The organism is Halorubellus litoreus, assembly GCF_037081675.1.
In the GTDB taxonomy this organism is placed as follows: domain Archaea; phylum Halobacteriota; class Halobacteria; order Halobacteriales; family Natrialbaceae; genus Halorubellus; species Halorubellus litoreus.
Map to the genome: position 1 here is coordinate 588,965 of NZ_JAZAQL010000003.1, position 16,975 is coordinate 605,939.

15 protein-coding genes are annotated in these 16,975 nt (G+C 67.5%); 8 read left to right on the top strand and 7 right to left on the bottom strand.

The genetic code is table 11. The features are described 5' to 3' along the window. Positions 1 to 22: 22 nt before the first annotated feature. Complete coding sequence (locus VYJ16_RS17615; RefSeq protein ID WP_336351622.1) at positions 23 to 2,002, bottom strand: hypothetical protein; 1,980 nt, start codon at positions 2,000 to 2,002, stop codon at positions 23 to 25. Positions 2,003 to 2,125: 123 nt separating this feature from the next. Here VYJ16_RS17615 and VYJ16_RS17620 point away from each other — a divergent pair, with 123 nt between their 5' ends. Beyond that, on the top strand, positions 2,126 to 2,422 hold the full coding sequence (locus VYJ16_RS17620; RefSeq protein ID WP_227133177.1) for a DUF8152 family protein: 297 nt from the start codon (positions 2,126 to 2,128) through the stop codon (positions 2,420 to 2,422). 5 nt (positions 2,423 to 2,427) lie between these two features. Here the strand turns inward: VYJ16_RS17620 and VYJ16_RS17625 are convergent, their stop codons facing one another. Further along, entirely contained in the window at positions 2,428 to 2,985 is a 558-nt protein-coding gene (locus VYJ16_RS17625) for a zinc ribbon domain-containing protein (protein ID WP_336351623.1), read from the bottom strand. Between the two features lie 213 nt (positions 2,986 to 3,198). Between VYJ16_RS17625 and hutH the strand changes: the two genes are divergently transcribed. Next, on the top strand, positions 3,199 to 4,794 hold the full coding sequence (hutH, locus tag VYJ16_RS17630; protein ID WP_336351624.1) for a histidine ammonia-lyase: 1,596 nt from the start codon (positions 3,199 to 3,201) through the stop codon (positions 4,792 to 4,794). A 36-nt stretch (positions 4,795 to 4,830) separates the two neighbouring features. Here hutH and VYJ16_RS17635 read toward each other — a convergent pair whose 3' ends face one another. Then, on the bottom strand, positions 4,831 to 4,977 hold the full coding sequence (locus tag VYJ16_RS17635; RefSeq protein ID WP_336351625.1) for a hypothetical protein: 147 nt from the start codon (positions 4,975 to 4,977) through the stop codon (positions 4,831 to 4,833). Positions 4,978 to 5,435: 458 nt separating this feature from the next. Here VYJ16_RS17635 and VYJ16_RS17640 point away from each other — a divergent pair, with 458 nt between their 5' ends. Beyond that, on the top strand, positions 5,436 to 8,453 hold the full coding sequence (locus VYJ16_RS17640; protein ID WP_336351626.1) for an FAD-binding and (Fe-S)-binding domain-containing protein: 3,018 nt from the start codon (positions 5,436 to 5,438) through the stop codon (positions 8,451 to 8,453). Between the two features lies 1 nt (position 8,454). On the opposite strand, the gene VYJ16_RS17645 is transcribed toward VYJ16_RS17640, so the two are convergent. From VYJ16_RS17645 to VYJ16_RS17660, 4 genes are all read right to left on the bottom strand, one after another. Then, positions 8,455 to 8,946 carry a hypothetical protein gene (locus VYJ16_RS17645; protein WP_336351627.1) on the bottom strand — a complete coding sequence of 164 codons (492 nt, stop codon included), beginning with the start codon at positions 8,944 to 8,946 and terminating at the stop codon, positions 8,455 to 8,457. Then, the gene (locus VYJ16_RS17650; RefSeq protein ID WP_336351628.1) at positions 8,943 to 9,284 is read right to left on the bottom strand and encodes a hypothetical protein; all 342 of its coding nucleotides are present in this window, start codon (positions 9,282 to 9,284) and stop codon (positions 8,943 to 8,945) included. The genes VYJ16_RS17645 and VYJ16_RS17650 overlap by 4 nt, the downstream gene beginning before the upstream one ends. A 1-nt stretch (position 9,285) precedes the next feature. Continuing rightward, positions 9,286 to 11,019 (bottom strand): Nramp family divalent metal transporter, encoded by a 1,734-nt coding sequence (locus tag VYJ16_RS17655; RefSeq protein ID WP_336351629.1) that lies wholly within the window; start codon positions 11,017 to 11,019, stop codon positions 9,286 to 9,288. 75 nt (positions 11,020 to 11,094) lie between these two features. Next, positions 11,095 to 11,646, bottom strand: a complete 552-nt coding sequence (locus VYJ16_RS17660; RefSeq protein WP_336351630.1) for a winged helix-turn-helix domain-containing protein — start codon at positions 11,644 to 11,646, stop codon at positions 11,095 to 11,097. 479 nt (positions 11,647 to 12,125) lie between these two features. On the opposite strand from VYJ16_RS17660, the gene VYJ16_RS17665 reads away from it, so the two are divergent. The 5 genes from VYJ16_RS17665 to VYJ16_RS17685 all read left to right on the top strand — a co-directional run bounded on the left by VYJ16_RS17665 (position 12,126) and on the right by VYJ16_RS17685 (position 16,944). Beyond that, on the top strand, positions 12,126 to 13,457 hold the full coding sequence (locus VYJ16_RS17665; RefSeq protein WP_336351631.1) for an ABC transporter substrate-binding protein: 1,332 nt from the start codon (positions 12,126 to 12,128) through the stop codon (positions 13,455 to 13,457). Positions 13,458 to 13,641: 184 nt separating this feature from the next. Further along, positions 13,642 to 14,613, top strand: a complete 972-nt coding sequence (locus VYJ16_RS17670) for a branched-chain amino acid ABC transporter permease (protein WP_336351632.1) — start codon at positions 13,642 to 13,644, stop codon at positions 14,611 to 14,613. Beyond that, entirely contained in the window at positions 14,613 to 15,476 is an 864-nt protein-coding gene (locus VYJ16_RS17675) for a branched-chain amino acid ABC transporter permease (protein WP_336351633.1), read from the top strand. Before VYJ16_RS17670 ends, VYJ16_RS17675 begins: the two co-directional genes overlap by 1 nt. Continuing rightward, complete coding sequence (locus tag VYJ16_RS17680; protein WP_336351634.1) at positions 15,473 to 16,237, top strand: ABC transporter ATP-binding protein; 765 nt, start codon at positions 15,473 to 15,475, stop codon at positions 16,235 to 16,237. The genes VYJ16_RS17675 and VYJ16_RS17680 overlap by 4 nt, the downstream gene beginning before the upstream one ends. Then, complete coding sequence (locus VYJ16_RS17685; RefSeq protein WP_336351635.1) at positions 16,237 to 16,944, top strand: ABC transporter ATP-binding protein; 708 nt, start codon at positions 16,237 to 16,239, stop codon at positions 16,942 to 16,944. Before VYJ16_RS17680 ends, VYJ16_RS17685 begins: the two co-directional genes overlap by 1 nt. Positions 16,945 to 16,975 lie beyond the last annotated feature (31 nt).

Genomic DNA, 16,975 nt, shown 5'->3' on the forward strand with positions numbered 1-16,975 from the left:
ACGTTTGAGCGGCCCGGCTCAGTCATGCGAGGTCGTGCGTCTCGTACACGCTCGTCGCGGCGTCGAGCAGGGACTCGGTCGCGACGTAGTGTCGGAGCGCCGTGGCCGCCTCGGTGGGGTCGGCCATCTCCACCGCGGTACCGTGCGCTTCGATGCCAGAGTTGTACTCCAGGCTCCCGAGTCGAAGCACGAGTCGTTCGAGCGCGCCGGTAACGTCGGCGGCCCGTCGATTGTAGTGGTCCGCGACGAGTTCCGCCTCGACGTCCAACGTCGCCTCGTCGACCGTCGCGAAGTCGGTTTCGGCGAGGTCGCTCGCCGCGCGCACGTACCCCGTGGCGAAGACGAGGTCGACGACCGCGGCGGCGAGGAACCCGTCGTCGCGCCGGGACCGGGCGCGGTCGAGGTAGGAGCGCGTCTCACGGAGCGCGTACCGGACGTGGTCGTCGACGGCGTCCCGCGGCGACGCGAGGGCGTCGCTGACGTCGGTCTCGAGGGCGTCCGCGAGGTCGCGGAGGGCAGCTTTCTGGTCCGTGGCCTGCGGGTTCGCGGTGTCGGTGGCGTCGAGGTACCGGCGTGCGTCGTCGAGGTTCCCTTCGGCGAACGCGATGGCGGACTCTGCGTACTTCACGCGTTCGCCGTCGCCGAGGTGGTCGACGTCGAACGCCGCGTCGGCGCTGTCAGCCCACGTTCGCGCGGACAGCAGCGTCTTCTCGACCTGGCCTGCTTCGGCGGCGACGGCGTCCAGGCGCTCGCCGGTGTACCGGACCTGCCGGTGCGTGCTCGCGACCTCGTTGTCGAGCTGGCTCGCGCGCTGGGACGCGTTCTGCGCGTTCACGACGCCGTCGAGGACGCCGCGACGTGCACCGGCGCCGCGTGCGTGCGCCGCAGCACTCCGGTATGCGACGAGTTCTCGGAAGTCCCCGTCGAACTCGGGGCCCTCGGCGAGCCCGCGGGCTGCCTGCACCTCGAATCGCGTCCGCGGCTGATCTCCGGGGATGTGCGAGACGCTTCGGGCGCGATCGCGTGCCGCAGTGAGGTGGTCGTCGGTCACGGGGATGGGTCGGTCGACGGTGTCGAGCGTACAGCAGTCGTCCACCTGGAAGCCGTCGTCGTCGGCGCTGGTGGTCGTGTCAGTGCTCTGAATGCAGAGGTCGCCGCTGCAGGTGTCTGTCTCGCAGACGGTCTCGTCCTCCTGGTAGATGCAGAACGCGGTGCTCAACGCGAGCTGGTGCTCGCGCTCGGCGCCGAACGTCCAGCCAGCGTCGACGTCCCAGAGCCACTCGCCGACGTCGACCTTCCGGTTCGCGTTCGTGTAGTTCCAGCCGGGGTCGACGGCGCCGCTCGCATCCCACCGCCAGTCCGCGGAGTGCGTCGCCGTGTACGGCTCCTCGGATGTCGTCGGCGTCGGGTCGTAGAACGTGAACTCGGCGCCGTCGGGACCGGTGGTCTTCCCGGTCTCGTTCGTGTCTTCGCCGACGCTCGGGGGACGTGGCGGGACGAAGAACGGCGTCGCCTCGTCGATGGCCTTCCAGGCGACGTCGAACGCGTAGTCGACCCACGCGGCCTGTGGCATGTCGTCGTCCTGCTCGTCGTCGGTGTAGACGTACGAGTTCGCGAAGTAGAGGTCGGTCTCCGTGGAGTCTTTCTCGATGAGGACGCGGCTGTGCTTCGCGCCGGGGGCGTAGATGTTCCCCGTCCACGTGCTCTTCCGCGCGTCGTCGCCGGCGTTCACCCACGTCCCGGATTGCCACGTGAAGAACGAGGAGTCGGCGGCGTACTTCTTCTGTTCGTACCGGACGCTCCCGGAGTTCGAGACGTTCTGGCCGTCGAACCGGTCGATGTCGTAGTCGAGCTGGTACTCGAGGTCGTTCATCGTGACGCTGCTGGTCGTACTCGACGCACGGCTCGCGCCCGCGGTGGACCCGAGCAGCGTCGTCGTGGAGAGACCGGTTGCAGCGAGGACCTGTAGCAATCGTCGGCGGCTTGGATCGTCAAGACCCATACGCAGCAGTGGAAATCACCAGTACTAATAATTAACGGAAATCACCAATAGTGATCCGTTCTCGGTCGCCCGGTGCACGACGACCGGGACAACTGTTAACGTCCGAGGGTGCGTGTGTCCGGTATGCCAACCGACGACGTGACAGACCTCGTCGCGACGCTGCACTCCCATCTCGAAGCGACCGGCGAGCAGCCGGTCGCGCCGAAGGAGAGCCGGTGGCTCGGCGAAGCCGAGGCCATCGCGGCGGACCTCCGGTACGCCGACGACCTGGCGCCGTCGACGGTCCGCGAGCGCGCGTCGAAGGTCGAACGCCTCCTCGCGGAGGTCGAGGACACGGGAAGTCCGGACGCGGACGAGCACGTCGCGGCCGCCCGTCGCTGTCTCGACCGCCTCGACGGCGCGCTCGAGGAAGCGGCCTGAGGCGGTTACGGGGCGGGGTCGCGCGCCGCGTCCACCACGTCGACGGCGGCGTCGATGACGTCGAGGACTCCCGGGACGAACTCGTCCTCGCGAGCGCTCGCGTCGCTCGGCGTCATCCACTCGACGACGTCCGCGTCGGTCTCCGGTTCGACCTCGCCCGTCGCCTCGCTCCGGGGGACGACGAACGTCGTCGAGAAGTTGTATCGCCCGAGCGGATGCTCCTTGACGGTGACGTCGAACAGGTCGAGAGCGGCCGGGTCAACCGCGAGGTTCGTCTCCTCGCGGAGTTCCCTCGCTGCGGTCTCGGCGGCCGCCTCGGGGAGTTCCTGGTGGCCGCTCGGGAGGTCGAACTTCCCGGTGCGGTCGTGCTTGAACGCCAGGACGCTCCCCGCTACCGGGTCGACGACGGCGACGCCGACGACGGGGACGGCGGCCCGCCAGTGGACGACGTCGCACTCGGGACACCAGCACCGCGGCCGCCCGTCGACGTGCTTCTCGTCGGTCTCGGTTCCACAGCGAGGACAGTAGTGCGCCTCGTACGCTGTCGGGGCGTCGTCGGTCATGGTCGGGAGGTGGAGCCGTCAGCGGAAAGAAGTACCCGTGGCACCGTCGAGGACCGTGCATCAGGGGACGGAACCGTTCACCACCGTCGCTTCGTGTCCGGTCCCCGGAGTGCTCGTGACGAAAGGTCGAAGGCGTCGGGCGTTCGATTCCCGGACCATGTCGAGATACCAGCCACCGGCGACGCCCGTCGCCGACGACGCGAGGTGCCGGCCGTGACCGTCGAACTCGATGGCGAGACCCTCGCGCCCGAGGACGTCGTCGCCGTCGCGCGCGACGGCGAGCGCGTCGCACTCCCCGACGCGGCACGGGAGCGCATCCGCGAGTCCCGCGAACGCGTCGAGGACGTCGTCGACTCCGGCGAGGCGGTCTACGGCCTCAACACGGGGTTCGGCGACCTCGTCACCGAACGCATCCCGCGCGAGGACGTCGAGACGCTCCAGACGAACCTCCTCCGGAGTCACGCGGCCGGCGCCGGGCGCGAGTGCACCCGCGAGGAGGTTCGGGCGATGCTCGTCACGCGAGTGAACGCCCTCGCGAAGGGCTACTCGGGGATTCGCGAGCGCGTCGTCGAGAACCTCGTCGCGTTCCTCAACGAGGGCGTTCACCCGGTCGTGCGCTCGCGGGGAAGTCTCGGTGCGAGCGGTGACCTCGCGCCCCTCGCGCACCTCGCGCTCGTCCTCCTCGGGGAGGGCGAGGCGCACGTCGAACCGCCAGACGGTGGGCCGGCGAGCGAGCGCGAGCGCGTGGACGGTGCGAGCGCGCTCGACGCGGCCGGCGTCGACCCCGTCTCGCTCGCGCCGAAGGAGGGCCTCGCGCTCATCAACGGCACCCAGCTGACCGTCGGTATCGCCGCGATGGCCGTCGTCGACGCCGAACGCATCCTCACCGCCGCGGACGTCGCCGGCGGGCTGACGACCGAGGTGACGATGGGAACGACCGCGTCCTGCGACGACGCCCTCCAGTCGGTTCGCCCGCACGAGGGACAGGCCACGAGTGCGCGGAACGTCCGCGCCGCGACCGAGGGAAGCGAGATCGTCGAATCGCACCGGAACTGCGACCGCGTGCAGGACGCGTACGCCATCCGTTGCCTCCCGCAGGTCCACGGCGCGGTCCGCGACGCCGTCGCGCACGTCCGCGAGGGCGTGGAGACCGAGTTGAACAGCGCGACCGACAACCCGCTGGTGTTCGCCGCGGACGCGACGGACCCCCGCGCGAGCGGCACCGAGCACGCCGCCGTCCTCTCCGGTGGGAACTTCCACGGCGCGCCGCTCGCGCACCGCCTCGACTACCTCACCGCCGCGATGACGGACCTCGCAGCTATCAGCGAACGCCGCACGGACCGGCTCCTGAACCCGAAACTCCAGGAGGACCACCTGCCCGCGTACCTCGCCGCCGACCCCGGCCTCGAATCCGGATACATGATCGGGCAGTACACGAGCGCGGCACTCGTGAACGAATGCCGGAGTCTCGGACGAGCAGCGACGGACAACACGCCCGTCTCCGGCGGGCAGGAGGACCACGTGTCGATGAGCGCCGGCGCGGCGATGCACGCCCAGACGGCGGTAGAGAACGCGGCGACGGTCGTCGGCGTCGAACTGCTCTGTGGCGCGCAGGCCCTGGAGTACGTCGACGACGACCTGTCGCCCGGCGCCGGCACCGGCGCCGCCGTCGACGCCGTCCGCGAGGTCGCGCCCGCGCTGGACGAGGACCGCCAGTTGTCCCCCGAGATGGACGACGCCGGCACGCTGGTGCGGGCCGGGCTCCTGGCGGAGAGCGTCCGCGATGCCGTCGACGGCGAACTCGCCTGAGTCACCGGCTCCCTCGTCGCGTCCCCGACGACCGCTTCAGAGGTCGTAGTGCGCGACGTCCGTCGACCCGCAACAGCCACACGTGCCGGTGTCGTCGCGGAGACGGGTCCCGCAGCGGCGACACTCGACGAACGAGGACTCGGGGGTCGTGCCCGCGAACGCTCGGCGGAGGCGGTCGAACATACGCCACCTCACTCACGGCTTGGGGATAAGTAGTGACCACGTACGGTGAAAGTGGAAACCGGATGCAGTAGCGCCGATGGACGCGATTACGGTCCCAACGGAGGGTTCGTCTGAATTGCTGGCAAGGTCGATATCGGTGCTCGTTCGAAGCCACTCCGAACTCGGGGCGCGTCGTCCGCCAGAAAGCCCAACCCTGGCAGTCCCGCGTCGCCGTGAAGAGATGCAGTCGTGTGCAACCGCGACTTCGAAACCTTCGTTCGGTACCACGACGAACTGGGTCACGGGAGTAACTTCGTCACGCTAGCGGCGACGGGGATGCTGTCCGAACCCGAAGAACTTTCATCCGCTTCCCATTACACACGCACGAATGCGGTAACGTGTGACACTCCCGGTCCCGGGGAGCGACGTGACCGGCTCCCAGTCCGAGGAGGCAACGTGACCGACCCCAGCACCACACCATGGCCATCCAGCCAGACCCACGCGACGACGACGAATCGGCGTACGACTACCGGAGCGACCGCGTCGACCGCCCAGGTCTCGTCTCGGACCTGGAATCGCTCGTCGACGGCGACGTCAGGTTCGACGACTACTCACGCCAGCTCTACGCGACCGACGCGAGCATCTACGAGGTCACGCCCATCGGCGTCGTCTTCCCGACGTCCACCGCCGACGTCGCCGCAGTCGTCGAGTACTGCGCCGAGCGCGAGATACCAGTGCTACCCCGCGGTGGCGGAACGAGTCTCGCCGGCCAGACGGTCAACGAAGCGGTCGTCCTGGACTTCACGCGTCACATGGACGAGCTGGTCGATGCGAACCCGGAGGACCGTCGAGCACGCGCACAGCCGGGAATCACGCTCGGCGACCTGAACGCGACGCTCGCCGCAGACGGCCTGAAGTTCGCACCGGACCCGGCGTGGGGCGACAAGAGCGCGCTCGGCGGAGCTATCGGGAACAACTCCACGGGCGCGCACTCGCTCCAGTACGGGAAGACCGACGCGTACGTCGAGGAGTGCGAAGTCGTGCTCGCCGACGGAACCGTGACGACGTTCGGCGAGGTGTCGCGGGCGGACCTCCGCGCTCGCGCGGACCCCGACGGCGACCTCGAGGCACGCATCTACGCCGAAGTGGAGCGCATCCTCGCGGAGGAGACGGACGAGATCGACGCGCGGTATCCGGACCTCAAGCGGAACGTCTCCGGCTACAATCTCGACTGGGTCGTCGAACGCGAACGGGAGCGTGGAACCGTCGACCTCGCCGCACTGCTCGCTGGCAGCGAGGGCACGCTCGCGGTGGTCACCGAAGCCGAGGTGTCCCTGGAGCCGATACCGGAGACGAAGTCGATGGCGCTGCTCGCGTACGACGACCTCGTCGAGGCGATGGCTGACGTCTCCGACATCCTCGAGCACGACCCTGCGGCCGTGGAGGTGCTCGACGACGTCCTCATCGACCTCGCACGGGAGACCGCGGAGTTCGCGGACGTCGTCGACCTCGTCCCCGACGGCGCGAGCGCGGTCCTCCTCGTCGAGTTCTACGCCGACACCGACGACGAAGGCAAGCAGGCGGTCGCGGACCTGCTCGCGGACCGAACCGACGGCGTGAGCACCGTCGCATCCCCGTCGGAAGGCCATCTCCGGACGGACGCGCCCATCCGGGCGTTCGATGCGCTGGAAGCGCACGACGAGGCGCGACGGAAGTCGTTCTGGAAACTAAGAAAATCGGGCCTCCCGATCCTCCTGTCGCGGACGACCGACGAGAAGCACCTCGCGTTCATCGAGGACACCGCGATTCCGCCCGAGCGACTCCCCGAGTACGTCGCCGACTTCCAGGCCCTCCTCGAGGAACACGACACGATGGCGTCCTTCTACGCGCACGCCGGCCCGGGCGTCCTCCACATCCGACCGCTCGTGAACTCGAAGACCGTCGAGGGCCTCGCGGAGATGGAGACGCTCGCGGACGAGGTGACGGACCTCGTCGTGAAGTACGGCGGGTCGGTGAGTGGCGAGCACGGCGACGGCCGCGCTCGCACGCAGTGGAACGAGAAGCTCTACGGCGAGTCCCTCTGGGAGACGTTCCGCGACCTGAAGGCGGCGTTCGACCCGCAGTCCATCCTCAACCCCGGGCAGGTCTGCGGTGACGTGTCGATGACCGAGCACGTGCGGATGGGGCCCGACTACGAGTACGACGCCGGGTTCGAGCCCGCGCTCGCCTGGGAGAACGACAACGGCATGCAGGGCATGGTCGAACTCTGTCACGGCTGCGGCGGGTGCCGTGGCCCACAGGAGACGACGGGTGGCGTGATGTGTCCGACGTTCCGCGCGGCCGACGAGGAGATCACGGCGACCCGTGGGCGTGCGAACATGCTCCGGCAGGCGATGAGCGGCGACCTGCCCGACGACCCGACCGACGACGAGTTCGTCACGGAGGTCATGGACCTCTGCATCGGCTGCAAGGGCTGTGCGAAGGACTGTCCGAGCGAGGTGGACATGGCGAAACTCAAGGCAGAGGTCACGCACGCCCATCACGAGGAACACGGGTCGAGTCTGCGGGACAAGGCGTTCAAGAACGTCGACGCGCTGAGTCGCGTCGGGAGCGCACTCGCGCCACTCTCGAACCTCGCGTCCCGAGTCCCGGGCGCTCGCGTCCTCATGGAGAAGACGATCGGGATCGCTCGCGAGCGGTCGCTCCCGACGTTCAAACGGGAGAGCCTCACGGACTGGTTCGACGCCCGCGGCCCCAGGGTACCGGAAGCGGACGCCGACCGCCGCGCCCTCCTGTTCCCGGACACGTACACGAACTACAGTCACCCCGAGGTCGGGAAGGCCGCGGTGCGAGTCCTGGAGGCGGCGGGCGTCCACGTTCAGCTCGCGGACCGGACCGACAGCGGTCGCCCCGCGCACTCGAAGGGCTTCCTGGACCGGTCACGAGAGACCGCTCGCGAGAACGTGAACGCGCTCGCGCCGCGCGTCGACGACGGCTGGGACGTCGTCCTCGTCGAACCGAGTGACGCAGTGATGTTCCAGTCGGACTACCTCGACCTCCTCGGGAGCGACGACGCGGACGCGGCGACGCTCGCCGCGAACACGTACGGCGTCCTCGAGTACCTCGACCGGTTCCGTCTGGACGAGGCCGTCGACTGGAGCGCCCCCGCGGAGTCACTGACCTATCACGGGCACTGTCACCAGAAGGCCACGGGGAAGGACCACCACGCGGTCGGCGTGCTGCGTCGAGCGGGCTACGCGGTCGACCCGCTCGATTCGGGGTGCTGTGGGATGGCTGGCAGCTTCGGGTACGAGGCCGAGCACTACTCGATGAGCACCGCCATCGCGGACATCCTCTTCGAGCAGGTCGACGACAGCGACGGCGAGACGGTCGTGGCCCCGGGGGCGTCCTGCCGCACCCAACTCGGCGACCGCGACGGACGCGGTGGCGAGGAACCACCGCATCCGATCGAGAAGCTCGACGCCGCGAGACCCTGAATCACCGGTCGGCGACGAACCGGAGGACGCTCTCCAGCGGCCTGAATCCGAGTGCGCCACGACGGTCGACTCGGAACCCGCGTCGCTCGCCGAGCGAGTTCACTGCGCTCGCGAACGACGGGACGTCGATGGGAGCGTGCACGCGGTACGCGTACGCCGGACCGTCGGCGACGTCGACCGCGACCTTCGGTCGCCCGAACGCACCGCCCTCGTAGATGCGGACGCGTTCGACGTCCTCGTACTCGATGCGGTGCGTTCGCTTGGCCATCCCGACGAGCCCGTCGACGCCGGCGTCCGCGTACCGTTCGACGGCGCGCTCGGCGACCCGATGGGTTTCGCGACGCGCAATCCCGAACAGCGGCGTGAGGTAGTGGTACTCCGGTATCACCAGTTCGCTATCGGTGAAGAGCAGGTCCGCCATCCGGAGCGGGAACGCGCCCGCCATCACCAGGTGAACGTGCACGTGGACCGCCTCGTGCTCCGACCCCGTCATCCAGTCACCACTCCGTTCACGCCGCGGTTCACCAGCAGCAATCCACCGCCGACGAACAACAGCCCGGTCCGAGTCCCCGTGAGCGCGAGTGCAAGCCCGGTGACGACTCCGACACCAGCACCGGCCAGGATGAGCACGCTCGGGTTCGGGTCAGGTGCTTCGCTGTACCGGTGCGCGGTGTACGCCGCGACCATCCCGAGGACGACGACCGCGACGACGACCGACCGCGCCGTCGAAGGACCGACGACGGCTCGCAGAGCAAGGATGAACGCGAGCGCGGTCACGTACACCCACAGGCGGTACCGAGCCAGCAGTTCCGCGGAGTCGTGCACGCGCATCCTAGTCGAAGTACCCTCCTTCCTGCCCGACATCACCGATCGTGCCGCGCTTGTCGCGTTTCGCTCTGATGGACAGGAACACCGTCGTCGCTTGAACGAGCCCGAACACGCCGTAGAGGAGAAGCCCGCCGTACCCGCTCCCGAGCACGGCCGGGTCGGTCTGGAAGACCGGGAGCCCGACGGTCGAGGAGAGGATCTCGCCGACGAGCAGGACGCTGAAGTACCCGAAGAAGCCCGTCCCCAGCAAGAGCGTGATCGTCCGCGCCCACCCCGGTTGGGTGTGCTCGGGGAGTTCCCGCACGTTGAGGACGAGAACGAGCGCGGTGTACGGCCACATCATGATACCGGACATGGCAGCGGCGACGACGAGCAGTCCGAACGGTTGGTCGATCGGGATGGGTGACGCGAGGATCGCGATACCCCAGGCGACGAACACGGTCAGGAGCGTCCAGAATATCCGGGGAAGGCTCCAGCCCGCCGAGCGCCCGTACAGTTCGTAGACGACGTCGGCGCTGTTCCGGACGAACGATTCGACGATGGCGTACTCGGTGGTGAGGAGCGAGACGAACAGCGTCGTGAAGATGAGGCCGCCACCGACGGCACCGACCTGCGGGACGATGGTATCGGCCCACATCACGACGCCGTCAGTCGCGGCGCCCGACGCGTACTCCGCGGCGATCGCCATCATCATCGTCGCGACGACGATGAGGCCGACGACGAAGGTCAGGAGGTGTTCCAGTTGCGCGAGCCGCCACCAGCCCTGCCACCGACGGATGTTCCGCACCGTCGGCGGGAACGTGAACCCGTCCTTGTGCACGGGTTCGGGTTCGTCCCCGACGACCGGGTTCTTGATTCGGCCCTGGTAGCGCCCCATCGCGTACCCTTTCTCGCGCACCCAGAGGCTCTGTGAGAGGTTGAGGTACCCGCCAGCGCCGGCGTACGCGAGCCCGCCGAGGAATATCGCGAGGTCACCACCGGGCGGGATAGCGCCGATGCTCGCGATACCTCCGGGAACGTTCGCGAGTTCGTTCACGGAGCCGAGCGCGACGAACAGGGCAACTGCGACCAGCGAGGCGATGGTGACGAGCACCATCTGGATGCGTTCGACGACGTTGTACATCAGGGGCGTCAGCTGGTAGGTCAGCCAGATGAGGATCATCAGAGCGATGCCGAACAGCCGCCAGGCGACGAGTTCGACGCCCAGTATCGACAACCGTAACTCTTCGAACCCGACGCCGATCGCGCCGACCTTCGCGGCGCTTGCCGCCCACCCCGGCCAGCCGAGGCTGATGAATCCAAGTAGCAGGAAGAACGCCGGCCAGAACGTATGCAAGCGCTCGAACGCACGGAAGATGGATTCGCCGGTGGCGAGCGTCCACCGCTGGATCTCCGTGTTGATGAAGAACTGGAGGAGCACGCCGACGAAGAACGCCCAGTACAGCGACCAGCCGTGCTGCGCGATGAGGACCGGCCAGAAGAGCGTCTCGCCGCTGCCGAGCGAGGCACCGAGCATGATGGCGCTCGGCCCGAGGACGTGCGAGAGCTTCGGGACTCGCGGCAGGTCGAGTAACCGATACCCGCCGCTGCGGCCTCGATCCGGGAACTCGTCGGTCTCGGGAGCGATGTCGAGGTTGTCGTACGCGGTCGGCATGTACGACGACCCGTGGTACTCGCGGCCCTCCTCGTCGGACATGTAGACCGTGCCTTCCAGGTCCGCGGGGTCGTCCTCAGACATGCGCGGCCCCTCCGGTGTTGGCGTGCTGGGTCGTCGGTGGAGGGCCGTCGGCAGGATGCATCGAACCTGTTCCGGTCACCCCCCGAGGAAGTGCCAGATGTGACCGCGTTCTTCGGGAGGGTTGACGCCCGGGAGTTCCGCGAGAGCCGGCTGGATGGCGTTCCACCAGCCTTCGGCTGTCTGGTACTCTGCTGGGTTCTCGGGGAACACGTCCTGGAGGAAGTCCGACTTCTTCGCCTCCGGGTGCTCTTGGAGGTACTCGTACGCCGCGATGAGGGCCTCCTGTCGCGTCTTCAGGGTCTTCCCGGTTCCGGGAAGGTCGGTCTGTTCGACGAGTCCTTCGATCGAGGACGACGAGTCCTGGTCGACGTCGTCGGTCTTCGGCATCGGTTTCCACCAGACGCGACTTCGCGACCCGACCTTCCGCGTCTCGAGGACGCCCTGCTCCACGAGTTCGTTCAGTTTGTTGTGTGCGGTTCGGCGGGAGCAGTTCACGTTCTCCATGATGTCGGACGCCGTCAGCGGCCGTGCCTGGTCGTGGCGCTGATGGAAGACGTCGAGAATCGCGTCCAGCGGAACGCGACCGGAGTTTCCGGCATCGTCGTTCCGCTCTCGCGGCGGCACCATGTCTCAATCCTGCGGTGGGAGCGGGATAAGACTTGTCACCGTTCCTTCGTGCGAGCTCGGAGCGCTCGTTCGGTCGTCCACGAACGTCAGCCCCGTACACACGTGTGCAGGCCCACCCCTGCACACGAGTGAACCGCACTTGCACTCGTGTACAATCCCCAGATCGCGTCGTGGGACGGAACGACAGGTTCGAGACCGATGCGGTCATGATGACCCAGAAGCCCCACTGTGGGCGTGTGATGGCGGACTACGTGGCTGAATAGCCCCCGGTGAGCGACCTACGCTCCGCGCGCAGCCACCCCAGGGTGCTGCAGTCGTGTGAATACCCATCGCTGTGTTTCGCCCAATCACAGTGCGACCAGATAAAACCGGTGCACAGCGTGAGACGTTAGTTTTCGCCACGGAAAGGAGCTAAACTCACAGTGAATGTATTCATCGTTGACCCAAATTATAAGTGATGCCAGTTGTACCTTGGTGTCATGCCACGAGGTGCCGAAGACGACCGTGGTAGCATGGGACGCCGAACGTACATCAAGGCCGGAAGCGTTGCAGCCTTGGCCGGACTCGCCGGGTGCACCGGTGACAGCGATAGCGATACCGACGCAGGCAGCGGCGGCGACGGCAGCGACGGCGGCGACGAAGGCAGTGGCGACGGCGGCGACGGCGGTTCCCAGGCCATCAAGGTCGGGAACCTCTCGCCGTTCAGCGGCGGACTCGGCTGGATAGGACCGAACTCGCGGCGCGCGGTCACGACCGCACTCGAAGGGGAGGGCGGCGTGAACACCGAAGGCGTTCTCGACAACACTGTCGAGATCGTCGAACAGGACAGCGAGACGAAGCCCCAGCCCGCCATCAGCGGCTTCAAGACGCTCGACAGCCAGGGCGTCGTGACGATGGTCGGCCCGTCGAGTACGGTCATGCCGAGTCTCGTCGACCCGGCACAGAACGCCGGTCTCTCTATCGTGTCGCCGATGACGGGCACGATCCAGCTCAACGACACCGGCGGGGAGTACATCTGGCGGACGGTTCCGTCCGACAGCATCGGTGCTCGCGCCCAGGCGAAGTTCGCGTACGAGGAACTCGGGTACCGGAAGATGGCGCTCGCGTACAAGAACGACAAGGGCTCGCAGAGCTTCTCGAAGGCGTCCGGAGAGCACTTCAAGTTCCTCGGCGGAGAGGTCGTCACCGAGGTCGCACTCGACCCCGGCGCGAGCTCCTACCGGAGTGCAGTCCAGAAGCTCCAGGACACGGACGCGGAGGTCGTCTCCATGACCGCCGGCACCGAGGTTGCCGGTCTCTTCATCAAGAACTACGTCGAGGCTGGTGCGAAGGAGGACTACCAGTTGACGCTCGGGAACGACGTCCTGACGCCGGACTTCATCGAGGAGATGGGCGCGGACGTCATGGAGGGCATGGTCGGGCAGGCGCCGGCGCCGGGCCCGGCGTACGACCAGTTCCGCGAGAAACACAACGCCGTCCACGACAAGGAACCCGGGCCGTTCGCCGCGTCCGCGTACGACGCGATGACCCTCATCGGGCTCGCGTTCGTCGCAGAAGGTGAAGCAACCCGGGAGGCGGTCCCGAATCAGCTCGGCACCATCGGGAACGCACCCGGGAAGAAGGTCTCGTCGTTCGCCGAGGGCAAGAAGGCGCTCGAGAACGGCGAAGAGATCAACTACGTCGGTGCGGGGAACCCGCAGAACTTCGACGAGGAGGGCGACCCGCTCGGACCGTTCTCGGCGCTCCGCGCCAAGGACGGCTCCTGGGAGAAGGTGCTGACGTACTCCGCCGAAGAACTCGCGCAGGACTGAACACGAATCGAGCCGGCAGCGTCCGGTCCCCGCGACCCACGACGTCATCCACTATGCTACGACACACGCTCCGACACAGATGCATCGGGCTACAGACAGAGGCCGTTCCACCAGAGGGGCTACAGACAGAGGCCGTTCCACCAGAGGGGCTACAGACAGAGGCCGTTCCGCCAGAGGGGTCGCCGTGAGTTACGCGACGCTGCTCGTTACCGTCGGCATCATCGCCGGCATCTACGCCCTGCTGGCGATCGGGATGAACATGCACTGGGGCGACACCGGTCTGTTGAACTTCGCGCACGCGGGGTTCTTCGCCGTCGGTGCGTACACGACGACGATACTGACGACGCCCGCCGCGGACGGGCTCCTCGCGGAACGCACCATCGGGTTCGACCTCCCGATCGTCGCTGGCATCGTCGTGGCGACCGTACTCGCCGCGGTCGTCGGCGTGGTCATCGCGCTGACGAGCATCCGCCTCGAAGGGGACTACCTCGCGATGGTGACCCTGAGCGCCGCGGAGATCGTTCGACTCCTCATCACGAACGAGTCGTGGCTCACGAGCGGCGCACAGGGCATCAAGAACATCCCGCGTCCCGCGTCCGGGGCGTTCCCGCTCGACCTCGGCGCCTTCGTCGCCGGGTACGACCTGTTCTACCTCGTGCTCGTCCTCGGTCTCGTCGGCGGGAGTTACGCGTTCTTCGAACGACTCTCCGCGAGTCCGTTCGGTCGCGTCCTGCACGCCATCCGCGAGGACGAAGCCGTGCCGCGTGCGCTCGGGAAGCGAACGCCACTGTTCAAACTGAAGTCGTTCGGGCTCGGCGCCGGTATCGCCGGCCTCGCGGGTGCGCTCTGGGCGCACTTCTTCTTCGCGATCACGCCGACGATGTTCCTGCCGTCGCTCACGTTCAGCGTGTGGGCGGCGGTCATCATCGGCGGCGCAGGCAGTTACGTCGGCGCCATCCTCGGCACGGTCTTCATCGTCGGAATCCGACAGGTGACGCGGTTCCTGCCGAGCGACATCCCACTGAGCGCCGAGCTCCCGTTCATCCGACTGATGCTCATCGGGGCGGCGCTCATCCTCGTCCTCTACTATCGGCCGCAGGGACTGCTCGGTGACGAAGAACGCATGGCTGCCGGCCAGAGCCTGGAGGGCGAATGATGGCGGCGATAACCCAATTCATCTGGTTCGGGCTCGTCTCCGGGAGCCTCATCGCGCTCGGCGCGCTCGGTCTGACGCTGATCTTCGGTATCCTCGACTTCATCAACATCGCGTACGGCGAGTACATGGCGCTCGGCGCGTTCATCGCGTACGGGTTGAACACGAGCACGGAACTCCCGATCTACGCCGTCGCCGTCGTCGGCCTGTTCGCGACCGGACCGCTCGCCGTCGCGATGGACAAACTCGTCTTCCAGCACTTCCGCGACCGTTCGTCGATCGTCCTGCTCGTCGTCTCCATCGGACTCGCGTTCATCCTCCGGAACCTCATCCGCGTCATCTGGGGGAGCGGGAGCAAGCGCTTCGACGTCCCGATCGAGGCGGCACCGACGTACTTCGGCGTGCAGATACTCGCCGACCAGGTCGCCATCGTCGCCCTGAGTCTGGTCGCACTCGGCGTGACGTTCCTGTTGCTCCGACGCACCGACATCGGGGTGGCGATGCGGGCCGCGTCCGACGACACGGACCTGGCGCAACTCCGCGGTGTGGACACGGAACGACTCGTCACGTACGTCTGGCTCGTCGGCGGCATCATCGCCGGGCTCGCGGGCGTGATGCTCGGGCTCGACGGACAGCTCCGGCCGACGATGGGGTTCCTCGCGCTCATCCCGATCTTCGCCGCCGTCATCCTCGGCGGCATCGGTGACCCCGTCGGCGCGGTCGTCGGCGGGTACGCGATCGGACTCCTCCAGGAGGTCAGCGTGATCGTGATCCCGACCGAGTACAAGCCTCTCGTCGGGCTGGCGTTACTCGTCGTCGGCCTGCTCGTTCGTCCGGACGGCGTGTTCGGGGAGGCGACGCGATGAGCACCGAACCGCTGCTCGCCGTCGAGGACCTGCAGAAGACCTTCGGCGGTCTCGTCGCGGTCGACGGTGCGTCCTTCCAGGTCGAGAAGGGCAGCGTCGTTGGCCTCATCGGGCCGAACGGCGCCGGGAAGTCGACGACGTTCAACCTCATCACGGGGTTCTACGACGCCGACGACGGCTCCGTGCGCTTCCGCGGTGAGGAGGTCGTCGACGAACCGCCGGAGGAACGCGCACAACGCGGGATGGTGCGGACGTTCCAGATAACGCGCGAACTCACCGGCATGAAGGTCGGCCAGAACATGCGGTTGGGTGGACAGTCACACGACGGAGAGAAGGTGGTCCACGCACTCGCCGGGAGCGCGAGCGACCGCGAAGCCGAGATCGGCGAGCGCGCCGAGGAACTGCTCAAGGAACTCGAGCTCTGGGAGCTCCGCGACGAGTACGCGGGGAACCTCTCGGGCGGTCAGCGCAAGCTCCTCGAGCTCGGTCGCGTCCTCATGGCCGAACCGGACCTCCTCCTGCTCGACGAACCGATGGCCGGCGTCAATCCGAGCCTCACCGACGACATCATCGAGAAGATCCACGACCTCAGCGACCGCGGCATCACGTTCCTCATCGTCGAACACGACGTCGACATGATAATGAACATCAGCGACAAGGTCATCGGGATGCACCAGGGTCGCGTCCTGACGAGCGGCCCGCCGTCGGTCGTACAGGACGACGACGAGCTGCTGGAAGCGTACTTCGGAGGTGAGGTCTGATGTTCCTCGAAGCGGAGGACCTCGTGAGCGGGTACGGGGACGCCATCATCGTCAACGGCGCGAGCCTCTCGATGACCGAAGGCGAGATGGTGACAATCATCGGCCCGAACGGCGCGGGGAAGTCGACGTTCCTGAAGACGATCGTCGGCCTGCTCCGGGTCCGCGACGGCCACGTCAGCTTCAAGGGCGAGGACATCACGGACGTCGCCGCGGACGACGCCATCGACCACGGCCTCTGTTTCGTCCCGCAGGTCGACAACATCTTCCCGAACCTCACCGTCATGGAGAACCTCCGCATGGGTGCCTGGTCGCTCGACGACGAGGCCGTCTTCGAGGAGCGCGTCTCGCAAGTCTACGAGCGCTTCCCCGAACTCGAGGATCGAACGGAGACGCTCGCCGGGAACCTCAGCGGGGGCCAACAGCAGATGGTCGCGATGGGAGCTGGCCTCATGCTCGACCCGGACCTCCTGATACTCGACGAGCCGTCGGCCGGCCTGGCGCCGGACCTCGTCGACGAGATGTTCGAGAAGATCACCGAGATCAACGACAAGGGAACCTCGATCCTGATGGTCGAGCAGAACGCGCGGCGTGCGCTCGCCGAATCCGACCGCGGGATCGTCCTCGACATGGGCGAGTCCCGCATGCAGGGGACCGGCGCGGAGCTCCTCGAATCGGAGGAGGTCGCGGAACTCTACCTCGGGACCTGACGCGGGGGTTCCTGCGCCAGGCGGCCATCCG

Coding starts and splice junctions, on each gene's coding strand:
- VYJ16_RS17615 (WP_336351622.1), bottom strand. CDS start 2,002: ATGGGTCTTGACGATCCAAGCCGCCGACGATTGCTACAGGTCCTCGCT.
- VYJ16_RS17620 (WP_227133177.1), top strand. CDS start 2,126: ATGCCAACCGACGACGTGACAGACCTCGTCGCGACGCTGCACTCCCAT.
- VYJ16_RS17625 (WP_336351623.1), bottom strand. CDS start 2,985: ATGACCGACGACGCCCCGACAGCGTACGAGGCGCACTACTGTCCTCGC.
- VYJ16_RS17635 (WP_336351625.1), bottom strand. CDS start 4,977: ATGTTCGACCGCCTCCGCCGAGCGTTCGCGGGCACGACCCCCGAGTCC.
- VYJ16_RS17640 (WP_336351626.1), top strand. CDS start 5,436: ATGGCCATCCAGCCAGACCCACGCGACGACGACGAATCGGCGTACGAC.
- VYJ16_RS17645 (WP_336351627.1), bottom strand. CDS start 8,946: ATGACGGGGTCGGAGCACGAGGCGGTCCACGTGCACGTTCACCTGGTG.
- VYJ16_RS17650 (WP_336351628.1), bottom strand. CDS start 9,284: ATGCGCGTGCACGACTCCGCGGAACTGCTGGCTCGGTACCGCCTGTGG.
- VYJ16_RS17655 (WP_336351629.1), bottom strand. CDS start 11,019: ATGTCTGAGGACGACCCCGCGGACCTGGAAGGCACGGTCTACATGTCC.
- VYJ16_RS17660 (WP_336351630.1), bottom strand. CDS start 11,646: ATGGTGCCGCCGCGAGAGCGGAACGACGATGCCGGAAACTCCGGTCGC.
- VYJ16_RS17665 (WP_336351631.1), top strand. CDS start 12,126: ATGCCACGAGGTGCCGAAGACGACCGTGGTAGCATGGGACGCCGAACG.
- VYJ16_RS17675 (WP_336351633.1), top strand. CDS start 14,613: ATGGCGGCGATAACCCAATTCATCTGGTTCGGGCTCGTCTCCGGGAGC.
- VYJ16_RS17680 (WP_336351634.1), top strand. CDS start 15,473: ATGAGCACCGAACCGCTGCTCGCCGTCGAGGACCTGCAGAAGACCTTC.
- VYJ16_RS17685 (WP_336351635.1), top strand. CDS start 16,237: ATGTTCCTCGAAGCGGAGGACCTCGTGAGCGGGTACGGGGACGCCATC.